The organism is Actinacidiphila guanduensis, assembly GCF_900103985.1.
GTDB classification, from domain to species: domain Bacteria; phylum Actinomycetota; class Actinomycetes; order Streptomycetales; family Streptomycetaceae; genus Actinacidiphila; species Actinacidiphila guanduensis.
This window is the reverse complement of sequence record NZ_FNIE01000001.1, coordinates 64332-85821: the sequence shown is the minus strand read 5'-3', so window position 1 is coordinate 85821 and position 21490 is coordinate 64332. Positions and strand designations below refer to the sequence as shown.

The window sequence follows — 21490 nt, the reverse complement described above, 5'->3', positions numbered from 1 at the left end:
GGGTTGACGAGCTAATCGTTAACTGGTTAACGTTCCTGTTCGTAAACCGGTGAACGATCTGGAGGTCGTCATGCTACTGGTCACCGGTGCCACCGGGCACATCGGCCGCGAACTGGCCCGCGAGCTGGATGCGAGGGGCGCGCGTTTCCGTGTCCTGGTGCGTGACCGGGCTCGTGCGGCCGGCCTGCCGGAGCGGGCCGAGCGCGTCGTCGGCGACCTCGGCGAGCCCGCGACGCTGACTGCCGTCCTCGACGGCGTCCAGGGCCTGTTCCTGCTGGTCCCGGGCATCGGCCTGGAGCACACCGAGAACGTCCTCGCCGCTGCCCTGGCAGCCGGGGTGCGGCGCATCGTGTACCTCTCCTCGTACGCCGTCATCGGCGACCCGATACCTGCGATGGGCCGCTGGCACCACGAGCGGGAGCAGTTGATCCGCGGCAGCGGCATCCCCGCCACGATCCTGCGGCCGACCGGCTTCATGACCAACGCCTTCGACTGGCTGCCCACCCTTCGCGCCGAGGGCTGTGTCCTCGACCCGATCGGGCCCGGGCGTGCGGCGCCGATCGACCCGGCCGACATCGCCGCCGTCGCCGCCCTCGCCCTGACCGAGGACGGCCACGAAGGACGCGAGTACCTGCTGACCGGCGGCGAGAGCTTCACCGTCGCCGAGCAGGTCAGGATCCTGGCCGAGGCGATCGGTCGTGACATAGAGGTTCGGCCGGTGGCCACCCCGGCCGAGGCCGTCCGGTTCCGCTACCCCGACGGAGCGCCGCCGAAGCTCGCCGAGGCCCTGGTCGAGGGACTGACACTGATGCGCCAGGACACCGTGGGCGTACGAAGCGACACCGTGCGACACCTGCTGGGACGCGAACCCGAGACCTTCGCCAACTGGTGCGCCCGCAACGCCTACGCCTTCCGCGGAACCCCGGCTTGACCGGCGCCATCGGGCAGCCGACGAGGAATCGCGGGTACGCAACCGGACCAAGGGGGCTGTGAGTCGGATGGGCGTCGAGAAACCGGCCCCTGTGAGCGCGTTCGTGGTCGTGTCAGGTCTGCCGGCCAGCGGGAAGAGCACCCTGGCCCGGGGCTTGGCCGGGCGTCTGGGTCTCCCGCTGATCGAAAAGGACGCGATCCTGGAGTCCCTCTACAACTCGCTCGGAATCGGCGGCCATGCCTGGCGAAGCGAGGCGGTCTGACCACGAACATTCACCTGGCCTGTGAGCAGGGACAGAAGCCGTTGGCCATCCGGATCACGGCCGGTCGACGTGGGGACTCGGCGACGCAAGGTCCAGTGCACCATCCCGGAGAAGACGGACCAGGTCGCCAACCGCCGGAAGCTGGGCTCGTGCGGGGGCGCGCGAGTGGCTTTGAAGCAGGTCCGGCCTTCCTCCGGGCATGGAGTACCGTCCTGTCGAAGAGCTCGGCTCGGCTGGCTGCGTGCGGGCCCAGGTCGTCCTGCTGTTCGTTCCGAGCTCAGGGAGAGTGCCTGCTCGTTGGGCAGCGAGCGAACAAGACTGACGCTTCCGAGCCGGTGATCGCGGGCAGGAGGCGTTCCAGGCCGGCGGCTTGCTGCCGCAGCCGTTTGAACATGGCGCGTCCCGATTGCACCGAGCCGGGTACGTCTTGCGCTGGGCCACATGCCGCTGCGACGTACAAGCATTCCAGCCATGCGGCCTCTCGCGTGCCGTCCTCGGTGAAGCGCTCGACGAGTGTGGAGAGCGTCGACTCGTGCCCAAGATGAAGCCAGATCTGGATGTGGAGGCCGGGGCGGCGGTAGATGTGGCCAAGCTGTGTCTCTTCTGGGCCGGTGAAGCCCTCGGAACGAAGGAAGCCAAAGGCCGCCGCGAGGGCTTCGTCGTACGTCGGTTGCCCGGCGCGGATACGGCGACTCATGCGTTGATGCTGCCGCGGGCGTGTCGAGCTTTCAAGGGTGCGTCCCACTTGCTGGGCTGCTCCTTTCGCCCCGTCACCTCCACGAGAACCATCGACGTCAGCGATCTTTCAAAACACGGCCTAGTGCCAGCCGGTGCGGGCGCGGATCCAGGGGAGGGCCGCTTCGCCCTGGGCGCGTTGGAAGGACCGCACCGTCGGCAGGCCCGGGGGTGGGGGCTGGACGGACTGGTGGAGGAAGAAACCGGCCGCGGCGATGAGTACGGTGGTCACGTCCTCGGGAGCGGCGCCCTGGGCGTGGAGGTGCCGGTCGAGGAGCCGTACGGCGTCCGGGGTGCCCTGCATGACGACACTCGGTCCCATCGCGACGACGTCGAACCACGCAGCGCCGACCGCGGCCCACGGCCAGTCGACCACCACGACGCGGTCCTCGGTGAGCAGGATGTTGTCCGCCCGCAGATCGCCGTGGACCAGGGCACTGCCGGCCGCCGCCGCGGTCCAGCCGGCTTCGCGGTCGGCGAGGCGGCCGAGATTGCGCCGCGCCCAGGGGCCGAGCCAGGCGAGGTCGTCCGTCCCTGCCGCGGAGGCGGCGGCGAGCCGGCGCCAGCCCTGGAAGCTCGCGCCCAGGCGGTCGGCCACCGGCGGCGCCTCGACCGGCGAAGGATCGAGCAGCACGGACAGGTCGGCGGCCGCCGCAAGCACACGCCGCAGTTCGTCCGGCTGCCACGGCTGAGCCGGCATCTTCCCGTCCACGTCCTCAAGGACCAGGACGACCCAGCCGTCGAGGTCCAGGGCCGTGAGCAGTGAGGGGACAGGGGCTGCGCCCGGCAGGGCCGCTGTGATCCGGGCCTCCGCCCGGTGGATGCCGGGGGCTTCGGGGTTGGGCTCGGGTCCCACGGCCTTGATGAAGACCCGGCGGCCGTCGGCGAGTCGCACACGCGCGGCGACGCCGGGCGAGAAGCCACCGGTCTGGGTGACGGCACTCTCCACGGGAGACCCGAGGGCCGCTTCGACCTCGCTCCTCACAGCGAGGGGAACCGCCCACCACTCCAGCCGCACGCCCGCGGCCGCAGGCACCGCCGTGGTCTTCGCGCCCGCCCGTTTCCCCATGGGCCACATGATCCAGGCGGCCTCCTCGGGGAGGCAACGAGGTTTTCAGGGGGCCGCTACCGTCGTCACGCGGCGCGCTCAGGCGTCCACGGACGTGGGGCACGCCCTCATACGAGGCCGCCGCGGTTACGCGGGGTGGTGCCGTGTGATCGGGCCGGCCGGGTCGTCGGTGAGGGCAAGCCAGACGGTGACGCGCTTGCCGACCGGCTCGCGCTGGACCTCGTAGCCCTCGGCGAGAGCCATCACGATCTCCAGGCCGTGCTGGCCGACGCGGCCGGCGTCGGCGGCACGGGCGACCGGCAGCACGGGATCGCTGTCCCAGACCTCCACCTCGACCAGGCCGTCACCCGCGATCCGCAGGTCCAGCAGGACGGGGCCGGGCGCGTACTTCAGAGCGTTGGTGACCATCTCGCTCACCACCAGCCGCACGGAGTCCACCGCCCGCTCCGAGACCGTCACGGCGTGCTCGACCCGTGCTCGCTCCAGGAACCGTGCGGCGCTCTCCCGCGCCTGCGCGATGCACCCGCTCTCTCCGTCCAGCGCAACCGTCTCCCGCACTTCGGCCGTCCCGACCGCCATGCCCGCTTCTACCAGCCGTAGCCTTCTCACGGAGGGCGGATACCCGGCGCGAAGAGATTCACTCCGCCCCACCGTGAGCCGCCGCGCCCCCGCTGCGCGCCCTCGCCCACGGGCGCCCGCCGGGGAGACCCGTCGTGTCCGGCGGGCCATGATCAGCAGGCCTGGGTGGACCTGCCGGCCGCGCCGAGGCCGGCTGCGCGCGGGGGAGCGGGCGATGGGGGCCGATGCCGCGGCACACGTACCGACCGCGCGGCCTTCGCGCCAGCCGTGACTGGACCAACGCGCCTTCGGCAGAAGGTACTTCGGAGCCCGGGCGCGGGAGATGCGGGAGCGTGCGCCCGCGGCACGGGGGCACACGCCCGGCATGGACAGCCAGCAGGTGCCACCCAAGCCGCCGTTCCCCCCGGACCGCACGGGCGGGCCCGGCAGGACGGACGGGCTGGACACACCGCCCGCACCGGCACGCGGCCCGCGGCGGCCCGTACGCCTCGCCGTGTCGGCAGCCGTCCTCGCCGTGGCCGTCGCCGTCGTGCTCGGCGTGGTGCTGAGCGGCAACGGCACCGCCCACCACGCGGCCGCGGCCCATCCGGCGCCCGAGTTCCACGCCGGGGACACCGGCCTCGTCGTGCTCGACGGCGTGTCCGGACGTATCCGCGTGACCGCCGACCCGCACGCGCACGGCGTCGCCGGCCGCTTCGTCCGCAGCGACGGCCGGGCGCTGCCACTGCACGCGGCCACCGAAGCCGACCCGGCGACCGGCCGCGACGCCCTGGCCGTACGGTGCGGGGACGGCGACGGCGGGGACGTGCCGTGCGCGGGCGACCTCGTCCTCACCGTGCCGCAGCACACCGGGCTGCGGCTGCGGCAGACGTCCGGCGAGACGCTGGTCAGCGGGCTGCACGGCGACGTGGCCATCGACGCCGCTTCCGTACGGCTCACTGCCCGCGGACTGCGGCCCGACCGCGCCGAGGTGACGGTGACGTCCGGCAGCGCGGACCTCGCTTTCGCCGCCGCCCCGCACGACGTCGCCGTGCGCGCCACCTCGGCCTCGGTCGCCCTGCGCCTGCCGGCGGCCGGCGCCGGCTACGCCGTCACCGAGAACGCCGCCTCCGCGGACGTGCGGGTGGGGGTGCCGCGCGATCCGGGCTCGGCCCACCACGTCTCGCTGACCGTCACCTCCGGCTCCCTGGCGGTCCTCCCGTCCTGACCACGAGCGGTCCTCGGCCGAGCCCAGCGTCCGGGCCGCGCGTCCGCGCACGCGTACCTCACCCCTCCGGGGGCAACACCGCGCGCGGAGCGCCCTTTGATCCCGCCGGCACCGCACCTCCGCCCGCGCGGGCAGGCATCCGGCCCTCCCCGCCACCCGAACTCCCCGTCCACACACGGCATTCACCCTTGAACGCCCCCCCTGCGTGCGCCCCCTCCCCGCGGGTAATCGCCCTTCAGCGCAGTCCCGCGGACGCGTGGGCGCCTCGGGGGCTGCGCGGGGCGGGAGGTCGGCTGCGATGCGCGGGACGCGCGGGGTGGGCAAGGCGTGGCGGGAGTCCGTCGCGGGGCGGATCTGGCGACAGGGCGCCGAAGTGGAGCTGATGCACCGGGCGATGGGCTTCGCCGCCCTCGGCATGGTGACGCTGATGCCGCTGCTGATCGTGGTGGCGGCCGCGGCGCCGTACCGGCGGGCCGGGTTCGAGGAGTGGATCGTGGACGGCATGGGGCTGTCGGCGGCCCCGGCGGGAGCCGTACGGCGCCTGTTCGCCACCCCCGGCACCGTGCTGAGCACGACCAGCGCGCTGAGCCTGGCGTCGCTCGCCGTGTTCGGGCTGTCCTTCGCGGCCAGCGTGGAGACGGTCTACCTGCGGATCTGGGACCTGCCCGCGGCGCCCTGGCACAGCGCGTGGCGCCGTGCGGTGTGGCTGGCGGCGCTGACGGGCTACCTGTTCGCGGAGGCGCAGAGCGGCCGGGTGCTGCGCAGCGGGTGGCCGTCGTCGGGGGTGCGGGTGCCGCTGACGCTCGCCGCCGGCACCGTGTTCTTCTGGTGGGGGCAGCGGTTCCTGCTCGGCCACCGGGTGCCCGGGCGGCCCGCGCTGACCGGCGCGCTGTGCACGATGGCGGGCCTGGTCGGGCTGCGGGTCTTCTCGGTGCTCGTCCTGTCCCCGCTCACCGTCAGCAACGCGATCGCCTACGGCCCGGTCGGCACCCTGCTGATGGTGCAGTGCTGGCTGATCGGGGTGGGCTTCGTCGTGTTCGGCGGCCCGCTGGTGGGGCGCCAGCTCCACCAGCGGGGGGAGCGGCCCGACCCCGAGCGGGAGCCCGCCGCGGACACCCCCGGCAGGGCCCGCTACCGGGAGGACGGCCCGACCGGCGAGGCCGCGGTGGACGCGCACGGCCCCGGACACGCGCACGGCCCCGGAACGCGCTGAACGCGTTCCGGGGCCGTCGGCACTGGCCGTCGCCGGGGCCGTCCGTACCTGCCCACCCTTCGGGGGCCGTCCGTCCGTGCCCCCTTCCGGCGCCGCCCTTGCCGTCCGCGAGCAGCAGCCCGCATCAGATGCGCCGCCCACCCCATCTCGGGGCGACCAGGCCGATCAGCACGGCCGCGACCCCGACCTGCAGGATGTGCCGGATCCAGTCGACACCGTTGGTGTTCGCCACCCCGAACGCCGAGGCGAGCAGGTTTCCGAGGATGCCGCCGACGATACCGATGATGATCGTCAGCCACAGCGGCACCGGCTGGCGTCCGGGCAGCACGAGCTTGGCGAGCAACCCGATGATCAGGCCGGCGATGATGGCCCACAGGAACGACATGAGGCTCTCCCTTCCGTCGGCCGGCCCGAGGCCGGCGGGCACCCGCGGCTGCGGGTGCCTGCCGGGCCGTCTGCCCCGCGGTCAAGTCGACATGTCCACAATGGCGTTCCGGTTGTACGCGATGGCCGGGTTTCCCCTGTCGGGCGGGTGTCCTGCGCCCGGTTCCCGCGCCGGCTGTCCCGCCGGGCCGTTCAGCGGCTGCCCCGCGCGGGCCGGTTCAGGCGCTCCAGACCTGGAACTCGGACAACTGCCCCGCCGGCCAGCCGGAGTTGGCGCTGACCGTCACCCGCAGGACCCGCTGGGTGGTGGCCGGGAAGGTGAGGGTGACGGTGTTGCCGCTCGCCGGGTCGAAGGTGTAGCTCGCCGAACCCTTCAGTGTGGTGGTCACAGTGGACGGGTCGGTGCCCGCCTGGAGGGTGAGCGTCTGGCTGCGGGCCCCCCAGGAGGCGGGCAGTTGGAGCACCACGCGCGAGACGCTCCGCGCCGAGCCGAGGTCGACCTGGACCCACTGCGGGAAGCTGTTGTTGGCGCTCTCCCAGTAGCTGTTCCGGTCGCCGTCGGTCACGGCGGAGGAGGCGTAGGTCTGCGTGTGGCTGGACTCCGACGTGGCCTTGCCCGCCGCGAGGTTGGTGCCGGTGCTGCCGCTCGCGGTGGAGAACGCGAAGCTGTTGAGGTTCCAGCCGCCGTTGTCCTGGTCGAGCGTGATCACCTGGCGCCCGGCCGGCAGGGTGACCGTGGTGGTGACCGTGGACCAGGTCTGCCAGTCGCCGGTGGCCGGGATCGACACCGAGGGGCTCAGGTTCGCCCCTGAGCTGTCCGCCAGGTGCAGCGCGCCGCTGACGGCCGAGGGCGCCGCGACACGAAGGGCCAGGGCGTACGTTCCGGCGGTCGCGACGTTCACGGTGTAGCGCTGCCACTGGCCGCTGCTGGTCCAGCCCAGGTCGTAGCCGCCGCCGGTGTCGGAGGTGGCCTCCAGGTCCACCCCGTCGGCCCGGTAGGCGGTGCCGTTGCCGTTGACGGAGTTGACGTTGTACGCCACGCCCTGCCCGCCGGTGTCGTAGTTCTCCGCCTCCACGGTGCCAGGGACGGCGGCCGGGGTGCCGCCGTAGGGCGCCTCGACCGGGCCGGTGCCGCCGCTCTGCCAGCTGTTGCCGCTCAGCGAGGCGGTGAAACCGCTGGAGTTGTTCGCGTACGCCGTCGCACCGGACTTGAGCCCGCTGACGGTGTTGCCGGTGATCGTCGCCGAGCCGGTCGGCGCGGGATAGAACGGCGGCGAGATCACGATGCCGTTGCGGCCGGGGCCGGTGACCGTGTTGTTCTGCAGGAGCGTGTTGGTGGAGGTGGAGAAGCCGATCGCGTCGTAGACGGAGTCGGCCACGGTGTTGCCGGTCACGCTGACGTGGTCCACCGTGCCGGTGTTCTGGCCGTCGCCGCCGTTGCCGATGTGCAGGGCGGGCTGGCCCTGGCTGTAGGCGTTGCCGCCGGAGCGGACGACGGTGTTGCCGGAGATCGTCGCCGACAGCAGGTCGCTGCCGTTGACGCCGAACCGGCCGGCGCCCAGGCCGATGTAGCGGGCGGTGTCGCTGATGTAGTTGTTCTCCACCACGTGCCCGCTGCCGCCGTAGACCGCGACGCCCTTGCCGCCCCAGGGGGCGATCGAGGTGTTGTTGGTGACGGTGATGTCGGTCATCGGGTTGTAGAACGTCTTGGAGCCGTCGCCGTTGGTGTTGTAGTTCACCGAGTTGATGGCGATGGCGTCGTCGCCGGTGCCGCGGACGAAGTTGTTGGTGACGGTGAGGTCGTTGCCGCTGCTCGCGCCGAGCGAGACGTTGTTGACGTTGATGCCGTCGGCCCAGATCGCCGTCAGCCGGCAGTTGCGGACGGTGCCGCCGGTGCCCGAGGCCCAGAAGCCGGACTCGGTGTGCTGGGTCCATATCCCGTCCGCCGACCAGTTGGTGCCGGTGGTGTCCATGGCGCCGCCGTCACCGCCGATCGTGCTGCGGCTGACCGCGTTGGCGTCGATGTGGAAGTTCTGCACATGCGTCGAGGTCAGGCCGAACAGGGCGGGCAGCGGCGTGCTGTTGGGCACCGGCACGTCGCGGTAGATCGTGCTGTACCACATGCCCGCGCCCGCGATGGTGATCCCTTGGGCGTTGAGCCCAGCGGTCCCCTTCACGTAGAAGGTGCCCTGCGGGATCCACAGTGTCTTGCCCTGGGACTGGGCCTGGTCGATGCAGTTCTGGATCGCGGCCCTGCTGTCGGTCGACTGCGGGTCGGCCGCGCCGTTGGTGGGCGTGTTGTCGGCCACGGCGCCGCAGCTGGTGATCGAGATCGAGCCCGCGGGCTGGGTGAGCGCCGCGGGCGGGTTCTCCACGTCGATCGCGTCCACGTCGTAGGACGAGGCGGTGTTGGCGGCGTCCTTCTGCAGCGTGAGGGTGCTGCCGGGGGCGATCGGGCTCCCGGCGACGAAGGTGTGCGACTCGTCGAAGAACACCCGGGGGTCGCCCTCGGCCGGGTTCTGGTCGTCGCTGTTGTTGTAGTTGGTGCCCTCGTAGACCCAGGTCTGCTTGGAGTTGAGGTTCAGCGCCTGCCGGAAGACCCCGTCGACGTAGAGGTCCAAGGTGGCCGTGATGCCGCCGCCGGAGGCCGAGTCGGGGATGCTGGCGCGGACGTTGACGAAGCTGATCGGCTGCCCGGTGGTGTTCGTCCAGCGCACCGACTGCCCGGTGCCGGCCAGATGGACGTAGCCGTGGCCCGAGGCCTCCAGTGCCGCGCTGGAGTACTGCGTGGTCGGCGCGGACGTCAGCGTCACCGCCTGGGCGCCGCCGCCGAGGGTGCCGGCCTCGGCCTCGTAGGTGGTGAACGGGGTGGTGGCGCCCACCCCTTGGGCCGCGGCGGCCGCCGCGGTCAGCGGCACCCGGTCCGGCGTGGCGGCGCCGCGCTCCGCCGGGGCCGCGCCGGCCGCGGCGGCGGTCGTCCACACCAGGCCGGCGACGGTGGCGAGGACGACTGCCAGTCGCGCTGCCGGCCCCCTGCCCGGTACGGGCCGTAACATCTGACGCATCGCAATGCTCCTCGGGGTCCACCGATGAATGGCGCTGCGACCGTACTGAGTGCACGGAGGGACCGCAAGGTTCGCATCAGTAAAGGAAATTCCGGCGCAGATGGCTGAAAGACCCGCCGCGAGCGGGGAGTCGGGCCGTCGTGGCTGTCCTGCGACCTGGAGGCGTCATCGGACCTTTCCGGTAGGTGGGCGCGGTCAGATGAACCGCCACAGGTGGTCCGCGGTGCCGTTGTCGCTCCACTGCGTCACCTGTGCGGCGTCCGCCTGCGACATCCCCGAAACCGCCAGCACCTTCCCGGAGTTGCGGTTCTGGATGCGGAACCAGTGCACGGTGGAGCCGGCCGGCGGCAGCAGCGGCGCGAACATCCCGCCGACGACCGGGCGGTCCTGGAAGCCGCGTTGGGCGGCCGAGGCGACCACGTACTGGCCGCGGCCTGGTGCGCCTGCTGGTCCAGGCCCTGGCGGCGGACAGCGCGGCCGCGCTGTCGGGGGCGAACCAGTCCGCCGTGCCCTGGCCGAGCCGCCAGGTCAGCCCGGTCGTCGCGGTGAGGGCGGCGAGGACCGGACGCCGCCAGGGCGCCTGGTCGGAGTTCTCCTGGAGCACATCCGGGGTGGCCTGCCCGCAGGCCAGACGGTCTGCGTGCCGTTGTTCCGCTGCGCCCGCACGACCGCCGTGGCGTTGTCGCCGTGCACCCACTCGGCCGAGACGTCGACCTGCACGTCCACGGTGTGTGCCCGGCCGTCGGTGGAGGCGGCCTCGCGGTGAGGTGCGTCGGGTGCGTGCGGACGGGGTGCGCATCCGATCCGGAACGGTCGTGCGCCACCTCTTGGCAGGATTGTCAGACGGTCATATAGTCAGGCAATCGATCGCGGGAGCCGAGCCAAAGGGGGCAAAATGGCGATGAGTCATGCCATCCCGTCGGAGTGCACCACCGACGAGCGGAGGCACCCGTGACCGGGTACGAGATCGTCGTCGTCCGCTACGGGACGCGGCAGACGGTCCGCAGTGAGGTCTTCCTCAACTACGGCCTCTACGGCGAGCCGGACGCGCCCATCGGCATGGACTACTTCTTCTGGATCGTCCGGAACGATGAGCACACCTTCGTCGTGGACACCGGCTTCAGCCGGGCCGGCGGGGCGAAGCGCAAGCGCACCACGCTCATCGACCCCGTCGAGGCCTTCGGTGCGCTCGGCGTCCACCCGGCGGACGCGCCCACGGTCATCGTGACCCACGCCCACTACGACCACATCGGCAACCTCGGCCACTTCGACCGCTCGCCGGTCGTCCTGGCCCGCGCCGAGGCCGAGTTCTGGGCCGGCCCACACAGCCGCCACGTGCAGTTCCACCACTCCGTGGAGGACGCCGAACTGGCCGGGCTCGCCGCCGTCGTGGACAGCGGCCGGGCCGTGCTCTTCGACGAGCGGACCACCGTGGCCGACGGCATCGAGGTCATCCGCGTCGGCGGCCACACCCCCGGCCAGAGCGTGGTCCGCGTCGAGACCGCCGCCGGGCCCGTGCTGCTCGCCTCCGACGCCGTCCACTACTACGAGGAGAGCGAGAAGGCGATGCCCTTCGTTTCGGTCGCCGACCTGGTCGGCATGTACGCCGGCTTTGACACCGTCGGGGCCCTGGCCACGGGCGGCCAGGTGATCAGCGGCCACGACCCGGCCACCCTGGACCGCTTCGGCCGCGACGGCGGCCCGCTGGGCGACGCCACCGCCGTGATCGGCAGGGCGCGGGCATGAGCGGGGCACGCTTCGAGGGCAAGGTCGCCGTCGTCACCGGCGCCGGCAACGGCCTCGGCCGGGGCAGCGCGCTGCGGCTGTCGCAGGAGGGCGCCCGCGTCGTCGCTGTCGACATCGACGAGGCCGCGGCCCGCCGCACCGCCGCCGAACTGCCCGCCGAGGCCGTCGCCGTGGCCGCCGACGTGGCCGACGAGGAGGCGACCGCGCGCTGGGACGCCGCCGCCGTTGCGGCCTTCGGCCGGGTGGACCTCTACCACCTCAACGCCGGGATCTTCGGCACCTTCGCGCCCCTGCCCGAATTGACCGCGGCCGAGTTCGACCGGGTGCAGGCGGTCAACGTGCGCGGCCAGTTCCTCGGGCTGCGGGCCGCCTTCCGGCGCTTCGCAGCCCAGGGCGGCGGCGGGGCGATCGTTCTGACCGCCTCGATCGCGAGCCTGACCGGCAGCGCCGACCTGCTGGCCTACCAGACCTCCAAGCACGCCACGCTCGGCCTGCTGCGCGGAGCCGCCCTGTACGGCGGGCCGATCGGGGTACGGGTCAACGCGGTCGCCCCCGGCATCGTGCCCACCGATCTGTTCGCCGCGGCTGCCGGCGCGGTCGGCGGCAAGAACGACATGGAGCAGCGGGCGTCCACCACGCCGCTGCGCCGTGCCGGGACCCCGGCGGACATCGCGGCCGTGACCGCGTTCCTGCTCAGCGAGGATGCCGCCTACATCACCGGCCAGGTGGTCTCGGCCGACGGCGGCGCCAGCGTCGTCAACACCGTGCGCCCCTCGGGCGGCGCCGGGGCCTGGCCCACCCGCGAACTGGACGAAGCGCTGTACGGCACCGCGGTGCCGGCCGGCGGGGACGGAGGGATCGGATGACCGGACGGATCGGGTTCATCGGCCTGGGCAACATGGGCGGGCGGATGGTCAGGCGGCTCGTCGAGAGCGGGCACGAAGTGCTCGGCTTCGACGTGCGGGACGGCCTTGCCGCCGACGTGGGCGCGCGGGCCGCGGCGAGCGCGGGCGAAGTGGCCGCGGCCTGCCGCACGGTGCTGCTGTCGCTGCCCGACAGCAAGGTGATCGAGAAGGTCATCGGCGGCAAGGACGGCGTGCTCGCCCACGCCCGCGACGGCCAGGTGGTGGTGGACCTCAGCACCGCGAACCCGGCCTCCACCCGGGAACTCGCCCGGCAGTTCGCCGCCAGGGGCGCCGCCTTCCTCGATGCGGGCATCTCCGGCGGCGCGGCCGCCGCCGACAAGGGCGCGCTCACCCTCATGGTGGGCGGCGACCCCGAGGCGCTGGAGGAGGTCCGCCCGGTCCTGGACGCCTTCTCTTCGCGGATCTTCAGCCTCGGCGACAGCGGCGCCGGGCACACCGCCAAGGTCCTCAACAACTTCCTCAACGCCGTCGCCCTCGCCTCCACCGCCGAGGTCATGGTCGCCGGCAAGAAGGCGGGCCTGGACCTCGCGGTCCTGCTCGACGTCCTCAACGCCAGCTCCGGCGTCAACTTCGCCACGCTGAACCGCTTCCCGCGGATCATCACCGGCGACTACCTGGAGGGCGGCCTGACCAACGCCCTGATGATGAAGGACGTCACCCTCTACGCCGACCTCGCCGCCGCCCTCGGCGTCTCCTCGCTCAACGCCGGCGGCCCGCTGGCCAGTTTCGGGCTGGCGAACGGCCTGGGCTACGCCGACCGGATCAGCAACACCGTCGTGGACGCGATCGGCGACGTCTCCGGCGGGGTGCGGCTGCACACCGCGCAGGCCGAAGGAGGAGCGGCGTGATCATCATGCCCGGCCGCTCGAGGCAACTGCCCGACTCGGCACGCAAGTCCGACACCTTCACCGGCACCGTGTGGGCCGACCCGGTGCTGCCCGCCACCGACGGCGTCGTGATCAACACCGTCTTCTTCGCCCCCGGTGCCCGCACCTTCTGGCACCACCACGAGCACGGCCAGATCCTGCACGTCCTCGCCGGCTCCGGCCTGGTCTGCAGCGACGGCGGCCCTGCGGAGCCGCTGCGGCCCGGCGACGTGGTGTGGGTGCCGCCCGGTGAGCGGCACTGGCACGGCGCCGGCTCCGGCTCCTATCTCGTCCATCTCGCCATCTCGCTCGGCACCACGGTGTGGGCCGAGGAAGTCGCCGGTGCCCAGGGCGCCGGCCCCCGCCCGATGTGAGGACCCCTTCGATGACGACACAGGCAACGCACGCCGAGACCTACGAGCGCGGGCTCGACCTGCGCCGCGCGGTCCTGGGCGCCGAGCACGTCGACCGCTCGCTCGGCCAGGTCAGCGACTTCACCCGCCCGGTGCAGGAACTCGTCACCGAGTACTGCTGGGGCGCGGTGTGGGGCCGCGAGGGGCTGGACCGCAAGACCCGCAGCCTGCTCAACCTCGGCATGCTCACCGCACTCAACCGCTCGCACGAGCTGGCGGTCCACGTGCGCGGCGCCCGCACCAACGGCGCGTCGGTGGCCGAGATCCAGGAGGTGTTGCTACAGACGGCGATCTACGTCGGCGTGCCGGCGGCCCTTGAGTCCTTCCGCGTCGCGGAGAAGGTGCTCAAGGAACTGGGCGAGGTCGAGGAGCCCGGCGATGAGTGAGACGCACGAAGGGGCCGAAAGGACCGAAGGGGCCGCAGGGCACGTCGCCTTCGTCGGCCTCGGCAGGATGGGCCTGCCGATGGCCTCGCAGCTGGTCCGGGCGGGCGTGCCGACGGTCGGCTCGGACGTCGGCCACGCGGCCCGCGACGCCTTCGCCGCCGCGGGGGGAGCCGTGGCGGACTCCGCGGCGGCCGCGGTCGCCGGGGCCGCGACCGTGATCCTCATGCTGCCGGACTCCGGCGTGGTCGAGTCGGTGCTGGGCGCCCCGCAGGTTGCTGCGGCACTGCGGCCAGGCACGACCGTGGTCGACATGAGCTCCTCCGAGCCGGCCCGGACCAGGGCCCTGGCCGGGCAACTCGCCGCGGCCGGCGTCGCGATGGTCGACGCGCCCGTCTCCGGCGGTGTGGCCCGGGCCGTCACCGGCGAACTCGCCGTGATGGTCGGCGGCCAGGACGCGGACGTGGCGCGGGTCGAACCATTGCTGAAACGATTCGGCACCCTGTTCCGCTCCGGCGGCATCGGCAGCGGCCACGCCGTCAAAGCGCTCAACAACCTGATGTCGGCCACGCACCTGCTGGTCACCAGCGAAGCCCTGCTCGCCGGCCGGCGGTTCGGGCTCGACCCCGCCCGGGTGCTGGAGATCGTCAACGCCTCCAGCGGTCGCAGCGGCTCCACCGAGAACAAGTGGCCCCGCTTCGTGCTGCCCGGCAGCTACGACTCAGGCTTCGGCCTACGGCTGATGCTCAAGGACATGCGGATCGCCGTCGCCCTGGCCGAGCAGGTCGGGCTGCCGAGCCGGCTGGGCGCGGACGCCGTCGCCGTGTGGGCCCGGGCCGCCGAGGAGCTGCCCGCCGACGCCGACCACACCGAGATCGCCCGCTGGCTCGACGAGCACGCCCCGCCGCCCGCGGCCGCGTGACCACCGTCCCCGTACCGGCAGCCCCTTTCGGAGCGGGCCCGGGCGCCCACCGCACGAGAAAAGGCACACCATGACACTCACCGCCCGCCAGGAAGAGATCAAGGCGCGGTTCATCGAGGTACGCGGGACGTGGAGCCCGACCTGGGAGTCGATCCTGCGCCTCGACCCGGAGTTCCTCCTCGCCTACCTCGACTTCTCCGCCGTCCCCTGGCGGCAGAACCACCTGACGCCCCAGGTGAAGGAACTGATCTACATAGCCGTCGACGCCAACGCCACCCACATGTACCTGCCCGGGGTGCGGCAGCACGTGCGCGCCGCCCTGGACATCGGCGTGCCGCCGGCCCAGATCATGGAGGTGCTGGAGCTGTGCGCCACGCTCGGCATCCACGCGATGAACATCGGCGTGCCCGTGCTGGTGCGGGTCCTTCAGGAGAAGGGCCTGCGCACCGGACCCGCCCCGCTCACCGAGCGGCAGGAGCAGATCAAGGCCGACTTCACCGAGAACCGCGGCTACTGGAACCCCTTCTGGGACGAGATCCTCGAACTCGACCCCGAACTCCTCGCCGCCTACACCGAGTTCTCCTCGGTGCCCTGGCGCGGCGGCTCGCTGGAGCCGAAGGTCAAGGAACTCGTCTACATCGCCTTCGACACCGCCGCCACTCATCTCTACACCCTGGGCCTGGAGGCCCACATCGAGAACGCCCTGGGCTACGGCGCCACCCCCGAGGAGATCCTCGAGGTGATGGAGATCGCCTCCGTCCTCGGTGTCCACGCGGTCACCGCCGCGGCGCCCATCCTTGAGGAGGTCCTCGACGAGGTGCGCACGGCGGAGCAGAACGGCGGGGCCGGGCGATGACGGCGACCCCGCCCGGCCCCGCCGACCGGACCGGACCCGCGCAGTCCCAGGAGCGCGAGGACCGGGCCGGCACCGAGCCGATCCTCCTCACCCGGGTGAGCGACCGGATCGCCCGTATCACCCTCAACCGGCCGCACAAGCGCAACGCCCTGGACCGCCGGGCCCGCCAGGCGCTGCGGGAGGCGCTGGCGCGGTGCAGGGACGCGAGCGTGGTGGTGCTCAGCGGTGCCGGCGGCACCTTCTGCGCCGGCATGGACCTCTCCCAGCTCGCCACCAAGAGCCGCGACGACGAGGACGAGCTGAACCGCAGCTGGCGCATGGTGCAGGAGGACATCCGGCACCACCCCGCCATCGTCATCGCCTCGGTGGCCGGCTACGCCCTGGGCGGCGGCGCCACCTTGATCAACACGTGCGACCTGGCCGTCGTTGCCGAGGACGCGCGGATCGGCACCCCCGAGATCGGCTTCGGCTTCTACCCCGGACTTGCCGGCCCGGCCGCCCAACTGCGGCTGTCCGCCAAGCGCGCGGCCTGGATGGTGCTCACCGCCGAGCGCATCGACGGCCGCACCGCCGAGGCGTGGGGCATGGCCAACCTCGCCGTGCCGGCGGACGAGCTGGACGTGCGGACCCTGGAACTCGCCGAGCGGGTCGCCGGGTTCGACCCCGTCGCCCTGGAGTGGTCGAAGAAGGCGCTCTGGCAGATCCCGATGCAGATCGGCGAGTGGCGCGCGGCCCTGGAGTTCGGCGCGTACGTCAACGCCGAGATCCACGCGCGCACCCGCTCCCACGAGGGCGCCCTGGACGGCTTCCTCGGCGGTGTCCGCCACCCCGGGCAGGGGGCCGACCGATGACCGCCGAACCCGTCGCGCCCGCGCCGCCGCGCCCGTTGCGGGTGCTGGAGCTGACCGAGAGCGTCGCGGGCGGCGTGTGCGGCCGGCTGTTCGCCGGCCTCGGCCACCACGTCGTGCGCGGCGCCACCGACCCCGCCGACCCCCTGCGGCACCGCGGCCCGGTCAACTCCGACGGCCTGTCACTGGAGTTCGTCGCCGTCCACGCGGGCAAGCGCGGCCTGGCCGCCGTGGACCGGGACGGCCGGCTGCTGCCGCAAGCCCGCGACCTGCTCGACGGCGCCGACGTCCTCGTCCTGGACGCCACCCCGGCCCGGTCCCGCGCCCTCGGCATCGACCCGCACCAACTCGCCGCCGCCCACCCGGAGCTGGTCGTCGTGTGGATCACCGGCTTCGGCTCCGGCAGCCCGTACAGCGACCTGCCCGCCGACAGCCTGCTCGCCGAGAGCTACGGCGGCCTGGCCACCATGATCGGCGAGGCCGGCCGGCAGCCGCTCGCCCTCGGCGGCGAGCAGGCCGCGCACTGCGGGGCCGTCACCGGCTTCCTCGGCGCGATGCTGGCGCTGCTGCGCCGCGACGCGGGGCAGGGCGGCGACCTCGTGGAGGTGGCGCTGTGCGACGTGGCCGCGTACATGGACTGGAAGAGCGACGTCAACTGGTCGATGACCGGCATCGCCCCGGGCCGCGCGGTGCGCGACGAGGGCGACTGGCGGCTGGTGCGCGCCGCGGACGGCTGGGTCGGCTACATCTTCCTGCCCCGGCACTGGCCCGCGGTGGTCGAGCTGGTCGGCGACCCGGCGCTGCGCGACCCCGCGCTCGCCTCGCAGGACGAGCGAAGCGCCCATCCCGAGCGCTGGTGGCCGGTGATCGAGCGGTGGACCGCGCAGCTGCCGGCGCAGGAGGTCTACACCCGCGCCCAAAAGCTCGGCCTGCCCTTCGGCTGGGTGACCCGCACATCCGACCTCGCCGCCTCCGAGCAGCTGGCCGGCCGCGGCTTCCTCAACCGGCAGCCGGCCGCACGCGCCGGGCGGGTGCCCGCCGTCGGCGGCCCCCTGCACGGCGCCGGGCTCGGCTGGGACTCCGGCGAGCCGCCGGCCGAAGGCGCGAGCACCACCGCCTGGCCGGCGCGTGAGGAGCCCGCCGCGCACCCGGCCGCGGCAGGCCGGCTGCCGCTGGAGGGCGTGGTCGTCCTCGACTTCGGGACCATCACCGCGGGCGCCGCGGTCACCCGGCTGCTCGCCGACCACGGTGCCACGGTGCTGAAGGTCGAGTGGACCGAACGGCCCGACACCTTCCGCACCTGGAAGCTCACCGAGTCGCAGCTGTGCTCGGGCCCACCGCCCACCTCGCCGTACTTCCCGTCGAACAACATCGGGAAGCTGGACGTGGCGATCGACCTGAAGACCGCCGAGGGGCAACTGCTGGTGCGCGAACTGGCCCGGCACTCCCACGTGGTGGTGGAGAACTTCCGGGTGGGCGTGACCCGCAGGCTCGGCATCGACGCATCCACGCTGCTGGCGGAGAACCCGCGCCTGGTGTGCCTGTCGCTGTCCAGCCAGGGGCAGCGCGGCCCGGAGTCGGGCAACCGCTCCTTCGGCTCGACACTGGACCTGCTCTCCGGCCTCGCCTCCGTCACCGGCTACCCCGAGCGCGGCCCCACCTGGTCCTCCTACGAGGTCAACTACCCCGACCAGCTGGTCTCCCTGGTGGGTGCGGCGGCCGTGGCCTACTGCCTGCAGCAGGACGTCACCGGCGCCGAACTCGACCTGTCCCAGCGCGAAGCGGTCAGCTGGACCCTGTCGGCGCAGATCGCCGACCACGTCGTCAACGGCCGTGACGCGGCCGTGACCGGCAACCGCAGGCCCGGGGCCGCACCGCACGACACCTTCCCGGCCGCGGGCGAGGACCGCTGGATCGCGGTGGCGTGCACCACCGACGGCCACCGCGCGGCCCTCGCGCACTGGCTCGGCCGTCCCGACCTCGCCGGGCGCGATGCGCACTGGTGGGACGGACCCGAGGCGGCCGCACTGGTCGCCGCCGCGACGGCCGCGCTCCCGCGCGACGAGGTCGCGGCCGCACTGCTGGCCGCGGGCGTGCCCGCCGTGCCGGTGCTCACCGCCGCCGACCGGGCGGCCACCGCGCGCTTCACCGCGCGCGGCGTGACCCTCGGCGGCGACGGGCCGCCGGTGAAGGGCTCCCCGATGATGTTCGCCCGCTACGCCCCGGCCGTGCGGCCGGTGGCGCCGGCCATCGGCGAGCACACCCGGGAGGTGCTGACCGGACTGGCCGGCCTGGCACCCGGCGACGTACGGCGTCTGGAGGACGCCGGCGCCGTCCACTGCGCCCGGCCGGCGGTGCCGGCCGGGGAACCGACGGACGGAAGGAAGGCGAGAGCCGGTGACTGACGCGATGAGCGCCGCGAGCGGACTCATGGCCGCGGAGATGACCGCCATCCCCGCCATGGTGATCCGGGGCGGCACCAGCAAGGGGGTCTACCTGCGCGGGCGCGACCTGCCCGCCGACCGCTCACTGTGGGGCCCGTACCTGATCGACATGTTCGGCGCGCGCGACGCCCGGCAGATCGACGGGATCGGCGGCGCGATGCCGACCACGAGCAAGTGCTGCATCGTCGAGGAGAGCGCCCGCCCCGACGCCGACGTGGACTACACCTTCGCCCAGATCGGCATCGGCGAGGAGCGGGTCTACTGGGACTTCAACTGCGGCAACCTCACGCCCGCCGTGGGGACGTACGCGATCCTGGCCGGCCTGGTGCCGGCGGTGCCCGGGCGCACCAGCGTGCGTGTCCACCAGACCAACACGCGCATGCTCCTCACCGTCGACGTGCCGACCGGGCCGGACGGCAGCCCGCTGGTCGCGGGCGACTTCGAGATGGCGGGGGTGACCGGGCCGGGGGCCCCGGTGACCACCGACTTCTCCCGGGCGATCGGCGCCTCGCTCGGCGGCGGGCTCTTCCCGACCGGCCGGCGCACCGATGTGATCACCGTGCCGGGCGTGGGAGAGGTGATTTGCTCGATCCTGGACCTGGCGAACATGTGCGTGTTCTTCCGGGCCGAGGACGTGGGCCTGACCGGCCTGGAGATGCCGGCGCAGGGCCCCCTGGGGGTCGCCGAGCGCTTCCACGAGGTGCGCCGGGCCGCCCAGGACCTGCTCGGCGTGGACCACGCCACGACCACGCCTTGGCCGGTCGGCTTCACCGCGGCCCGGGACTTCGACCTCTACGGCGGCGGGGACCTCGCCGCCTCGGACTACGACCTCGCGGTGCGCTTCGCCGGCATCCAGCCGATGCGCGACACCCTCCACGAGGCGTTCCCGGGGACCGCGAGCTGCTGTACGGCGGTGGCCGCGGTGGTGGAGGGCACGGTCGTCCACGACCTGTACCCGCGGCGCAAGGAGGGCAGCGTGCTGCTCGCCCACCCCTCCGGAATCTCGGTGGTCGAGGCGGTCGCCCACGACGAGGGCGGCGAGTGCGTCGTGGACGCTGTCCGGATCGCCCGCACCGCCCGGCCGATCATGCGCGGGGAGGTGTTCGTGCGGAAGGCGGAGGTCGAGCGGCTGTGCTCGGTCATCCCCGTGGAGGACCGCATCCGGTCGGCCGTGCCGCCCGCCGGTGCGGCCGACGCGTAGCCACTGCGTCATCGCACCACGTCAGACCTATTGCTGTGCCTCCATCCGGGGGCTACAGTCGGCACACTTCACGAATTGTCAGCCTGTCAGACAATCTCTCATCCTCCCCATCCTTTTCAGGGACCTCGATGGGATGCGAAAGTCCACAAGGAGTCGGTGATGGCAAGACGTCACAGCGGAGGGGCCGGTCCACGGTTCACCGCCAGAGCCCACGGGCGGTTCGGCACGCGCAGGGGCGCGCTCGCCGCCGTGGTGGCCGCCGCCGCCCTGGTCCTGAGCGCCTGCGGCGGCTCGGGCTCGGGCAGCTCGGCGAGCGGTGACATCAAACTGGGCATCTCGGTGCCCCTGAGCGGCGCGGTCGGCTCCAGCTGCGCGCCGATGAACAAGGCCATGCTCGCCTGGTTCGACCACGTCAACGCCCGGGGGGGCATCGACGGGCACAAGATCAAGGTCGACAACCGCGACGACGGCTACGACGCGGCCCGCGCAGTCACCAACACCAAGGCGTTCATCGCCGAGAAGGTCGTCGCCGTCACCGGCCAGTGCGGCAGCCTCCAGCCGCCGGCCCAGCTGCCGCTGCTGAACGCGGCCAAGATCCCCTTCATGTACGTCTTCGGCGCCTCCACCACACTGCTGAAGCCGCTCAGCCCGATGTACTTCAACCTCATGCCGACCTACGGCAGCCAGCTGGTCGCCGAGATCCCCTGGGTCTTCCAGCAGCACGGCCCCGGCACGGTCGCCCTGATGAGCACCGTCACCCCGGACTCGCCCACCACTGCCAAGCAGGTCGAGGCCGCGGTCAAGCAGGCCGGCGGCACCTTCGTCGGCGACTACAACGCCCCGCCCGGCACCGCGGACTTCTCGCCCGAGGTGCTGAAGATGAAGCAGAAGCACCCCGACTACGTGGTGCTCGACCAGATCCCGCAGGACGCCGCCCGGCTCACCCAGGCGATGACCGACAACGGCTTCGCGCCCAAGAAGTTCCTGGTCGGCTCCAGCGCGGTCTCCCAGCAGACGTTCCTGGCCGGTGTCTCCGCCGCGCTCCAGCCCAAGCTGCTGGTCACCTCCGACACCATCGCGCCCTCCAGCGCCGAGGGCACCGACTGCGTCACCGTGCTCAAGGCCGCCAAGATCAAGGTCGAGGGCGTCACCCTGCGCGGCTGCGGCACCGCCCAGGTCGTGGAGTCGGTGCTCAAGGCCGCCAGGAAGCCGATCTCCAGCCAGAGCGTGGTGACGGCGATGGAGAGCATGTCGCAGGTGAAGGCGTCGGAGATCTACCCGCCGATCACCTTCTCCGCCACCAACCACGTGGGGGTCTCCAACCTCTACATCTTCGGCGTGAAGAACGGCGCCTTCTACCAGGCCGGCTCGATCGGCGGATGACGGACCGAACGCGAGGACGCGCGGCGGCGCGGCCGTACGGGCCCCACCGGGACCCGT

General features: G+C 72.9%; 20 protein-coding genes and 1 pseudogene. 15 read left to right on the top strand and 6 right to left on the bottom strand.

Going from position 1 to position 21490, the window contains the following annotated elements; translation table 11 throughout:
* Nucleotides 1-49: 49 nt before the first annotated feature.
* Together BLR33_RS00440 and BLR33_RS00435 are read left to right on the top strand one after the other, a co-directional pair.
* A complete protein-coding gene (locus BLR33_RS00440; RefSeq protein ID WP_245771052.1) occupies nt 50-931 on the top strand; it encodes an NAD(P)H-binding protein in 882 nt (293 codons plus the stop codon).
* Nucleotides 932-1022: 91 nt separating this feature from the next.
* Nucleotides 1023-1193: an AAA family ATPase gene (locus BLR33_RS00435; protein ID WP_245771051.1), complete on the top strand. Its 171-nt coding sequence runs from the start codon at nt 1023-1025 to the stop codon at nt 1191-1193.
* Between the two features lie 277 nt (nt 1194-1470).
* On the opposite strand, the gene BLR33_RS34615 is transcribed toward BLR33_RS00435, so the two are convergent.
* From BLR33_RS34615 to BLR33_RS00420, 3 genes are all read right to left on the bottom strand, one after another.
* Nucleotides 1471-1890, bottom strand: coding sequence for a hypothetical protein (locus tag BLR33_RS34615; RefSeq protein ID WP_143031599.1), 420 nt, complete (start codon nt 1888-1890; stop codon nt 1471-1473).
* Nucleotides 1891-2010: 120 nt separating this feature from the next.
* Complete coding sequence (locus tag BLR33_RS00425; RefSeq protein ID WP_093782199.1) at nt 2011-2997, bottom strand: aminoglycoside phosphotransferase family protein; 987 nt, start codon at nt 2995-2997, stop codon at nt 2011-2013.
* A 126-nt stretch (nt 2998-3123) separates the two neighbouring features.
* On the bottom strand, nt 3124-3576 hold the full coding sequence (locus BLR33_RS00420) for an ATP-binding protein (protein ID WP_093782198.1): 453 nt from the start codon (nt 3574-3576) through the stop codon (nt 3124-3126).
* A gap of 364 nt (nt 3577-3940) precedes the next feature.
* On the opposite strand from BLR33_RS00420, the gene BLR33_RS00415 reads away from it, so the two are divergent.
* Together BLR33_RS00415 and BLR33_RS00410 are read left to right on the top strand one after the other, a co-directional pair.
* Nucleotides 3941-4783 carry a DUF4097 family beta strand repeat-containing protein gene (locus tag BLR33_RS00415; RefSeq protein WP_093782197.1) on the top strand — a complete coding sequence of 281 codons (843 nt, stop codon included), beginning with the start codon at nt 3941-3943 and terminating at the stop codon, nt 4781-4783.
* Between the two features lie 298 nt (nt 4784-5081).
* Nucleotides 5082-5996, top strand: coding sequence for a ribonuclease BN (locus tag BLR33_RS00410; RefSeq protein WP_176930056.1), 915 nt, complete (start codon nt 5082-5084; stop codon nt 5994-5996).
* A 124-nt stretch (nt 5997-6120) separates the two neighbouring features.
* Here BLR33_RS00410 and BLR33_RS00405 read toward each other — a convergent pair whose 3' ends face one another.
* From BLR33_RS00405 to BLR33_RS00395, 3 genes and pseudogenes are all read right to left on the bottom strand, one after another.
* A complete protein-coding gene (locus tag BLR33_RS00405; RefSeq protein WP_093782196.1) occupies nt 6121-6381 on the bottom strand; it encodes a GlsB/YeaQ/YmgE family stress response membrane protein in 261 nt (86 codons plus the stop codon).
* 217 nt (nt 6382-6598) lie between these two features.
* Nucleotides 6599-9445 carry a carbohydrate-binding protein gene (locus BLR33_RS00400; protein ID WP_245771050.1) on the bottom strand — a complete coding sequence of 949 codons (2847 nt, stop codon included), beginning with the start codon at nt 9443-9445 and terminating at the stop codon, nt 6599-6601.
* A 195-nt stretch (nt 9446-9640) separates the two neighbouring features.
* Nucleotides 9641-9769 (bottom strand): annotated as a pseudogene (locus BLR33_RS00395) (RICIN domain-containing protein); the annotation flags it as partial.
* Between the two features lie 627 nt (nt 9770-10396).
* Between BLR33_RS00395 and BLR33_RS00390 the strand changes: the two are divergent.
* The 11 genes from BLR33_RS00390 (at nt 10397) to BLR33_RS00340 (ending at nt 21433) form a co-directional block, all read left to right on the top strand.
* Entirely contained in the window at nt 10397-11191 is a 795-nt protein-coding gene (locus BLR33_RS00390; protein ID WP_093782195.1) for an N-acyl homoserine lactonase family protein, read from the top strand.
* Entirely contained in the window at nt 11188-12057 is an 870-nt protein-coding gene (locus BLR33_RS00385) for an SDR family NAD(P)-dependent oxidoreductase (RefSeq protein ID WP_093782194.1), read from the top strand. The genes BLR33_RS00390 and BLR33_RS00385 overlap by 4 nt, the downstream gene beginning before the upstream one ends.
* Entirely contained in the window at nt 12054-12965 is a 912-nt protein-coding gene (locus tag BLR33_RS00380) for an NAD(P)-dependent oxidoreductase (protein WP_093782193.1), read from the top strand. Before BLR33_RS00385 ends, BLR33_RS00380 begins: the two co-directional genes overlap by 4 nt.
* Nucleotides 12966-12970: 5 nt before the next feature.
* Nucleotides 12971-13357 carry a cupin domain-containing protein gene (locus BLR33_RS00375; RefSeq protein WP_093782680.1) on the top strand — a complete coding sequence of 129 codons (387 nt, stop codon included), beginning with the start codon at nt 12971-12973 and terminating at the stop codon, nt 13355-13357.
* Between the two features lie 11 nt (nt 13358-13368).
* Nucleotides 13369-13782 (top strand): 4-carboxymuconolactone decarboxylase, encoded by a 414-nt coding sequence (gene pcaC / locus BLR33_RS00370; protein WP_093782192.1) that lies wholly within the window; start codon nt 13369-13371, stop codon nt 13780-13782.
* Nucleotides 13775-14701, top strand: a complete 927-nt coding sequence (locus BLR33_RS00365; RefSeq protein ID WP_093782191.1) for an NAD(P)-dependent oxidoreductase — start codon at nt 13775-13777, stop codon at nt 14699-14701. Before pcaC ends, BLR33_RS00365 begins: the two co-directional genes overlap by 8 nt.
* Nucleotides 14702-14771: 70 nt before the next feature.
* Nucleotides 14772-15557, top strand: coding sequence for a carboxymuconolactone decarboxylase family protein (locus BLR33_RS00360; protein WP_093782190.1), 786 nt, complete (start codon nt 14772-14774; stop codon nt 15555-15557).
* On the top strand, nt 15554-16408 hold the full coding sequence (locus tag BLR33_RS00355; RefSeq protein WP_093782189.1) for an enoyl-CoA hydratase/isomerase family protein: 855 nt from the start codon (nt 15554-15556) through the stop codon (nt 16406-16408). Before BLR33_RS00360 ends, BLR33_RS00355 begins: the two co-directional genes overlap by 4 nt.
* Complete coding sequence (locus BLR33_RS00350; RefSeq protein WP_093782188.1) at nt 16405-18810, top strand: CaiB/BaiF CoA-transferase family protein; 2406 nt, start codon at nt 16405-16407, stop codon at nt 18808-18810. Before BLR33_RS00355 ends, BLR33_RS00350 begins: the two co-directional genes overlap by 4 nt.
* Nucleotides 18803-20050 (top strand): PrpF domain-containing protein, encoded by a 1248-nt coding sequence (locus BLR33_RS00345; RefSeq protein ID WP_143031598.1) that lies wholly within the window; start codon nt 18803-18805, stop codon nt 20048-20050. The genes BLR33_RS00350 and BLR33_RS00345 overlap by 8 nt, the downstream gene beginning before the upstream one ends.
* A gap of 159 nt (nt 20051-20209) precedes the next feature.
* Nucleotides 20210-21433, top strand: a complete 1224-nt coding sequence (locus BLR33_RS00340) for an ABC transporter substrate-binding protein (RefSeq protein WP_093782186.1) — start codon at nt 20210-20212, stop codon at nt 21431-21433.
* The last annotated feature ends 57 nt before the right edge of the window (nt 21434-21490 follow it).

Coding starts and splice junctions, on each gene's coding strand:
- BLR33_RS34615 (WP_143031599.1), bottom strand. CDS start 1,890: ATGAGTCGCCGTATCCGCGCCGGGCAACCGACGTACGACGAAGCCCTC.
- BLR33_RS00425 (WP_093782199.1), bottom strand. CDS start 2,997: ATGGGGAAACGGGCGGGCGCGAAGACCACGGCGGTGCCTGCGGCCGCG.
- BLR33_RS00420 (WP_093782198.1), bottom strand. CDS start 3,576: ATGGCGGTCGGGACGGCCGAAGTGCGGGAGACGGTTGCGCTGGACGGA.
- BLR33_RS00415 (WP_093782197.1), top strand. CDS start 3,941: ATGGACAGCCAGCAGGTGCCACCCAAGCCGCCGTTCCCCCCGGACCGC.
- BLR33_RS00410 (WP_176930056.1), top strand. CDS start 5,082: ATGCGCGGGACGCGCGGGGTGGGCAAGGCGTGGCGGGAGTCCGTCGCG.
- BLR33_RS00405 (WP_093782196.1), bottom strand. CDS start 6,381: ATGTCGTTCCTGTGGGCCATCATCGCCGGCCTGATCATCGGGTTGCTC.
- BLR33_RS00400 (WP_245771050.1), bottom strand. CDS start 9,445: ATGCGTCAGATGTTACGGCCCGTACCGGGCAGGGGGCCGGCAGCGCGA.
- BLR33_RS00385 (WP_093782194.1), top strand. CDS start 11,188: ATGAGCGGGGCACGCTTCGAGGGCAAGGTCGCCGTCGTCACCGGCGCC.
- BLR33_RS00380 (WP_093782193.1), top strand. CDS start 12,054: ATGACCGGACGGATCGGGTTCATCGGCCTGGGCAACATGGGCGGGCGG.
- BLR33_RS00375 (WP_093782680.1), top strand. CDS start 12,971: ATGCCCGGCCGCTCGAGGCAACTGCCCGACTCGGCACGCAAGTCCGAC.
- pcaC (WP_093782192.1), top strand. CDS start 13,369: ATGACGACACAGGCAACGCACGCCGAGACCTACGAGCGCGGGCTCGAC.
- BLR33_RS00365 (WP_093782191.1), top strand. CDS start 13,775: ATGAGTGAGACGCACGAAGGGGCCGAAAGGACCGAAGGGGCCGCAGGG.
- BLR33_RS00360 (WP_093782190.1), top strand. CDS start 14,772: ATGACACTCACCGCCCGCCAGGAAGAGATCAAGGCGCGGTTCATCGAG.
- BLR33_RS00355 (WP_093782189.1), top strand. CDS start 15,554: ATGACGGCGACCCCGCCCGGCCCCGCCGACCGGACCGGACCCGCGCAG.
- BLR33_RS00350 (WP_093782188.1), top strand. CDS start 16,405: ATGACCGCCGAACCCGTCGCGCCCGCGCCGCCGCGCCCGTTGCGGGTG.
- BLR33_RS00340 (WP_093782186.1), top strand. CDS start 20,210: ATGGCAAGACGTCACAGCGGAGGGGCCGGTCCACGGTTCACCGCCAGA.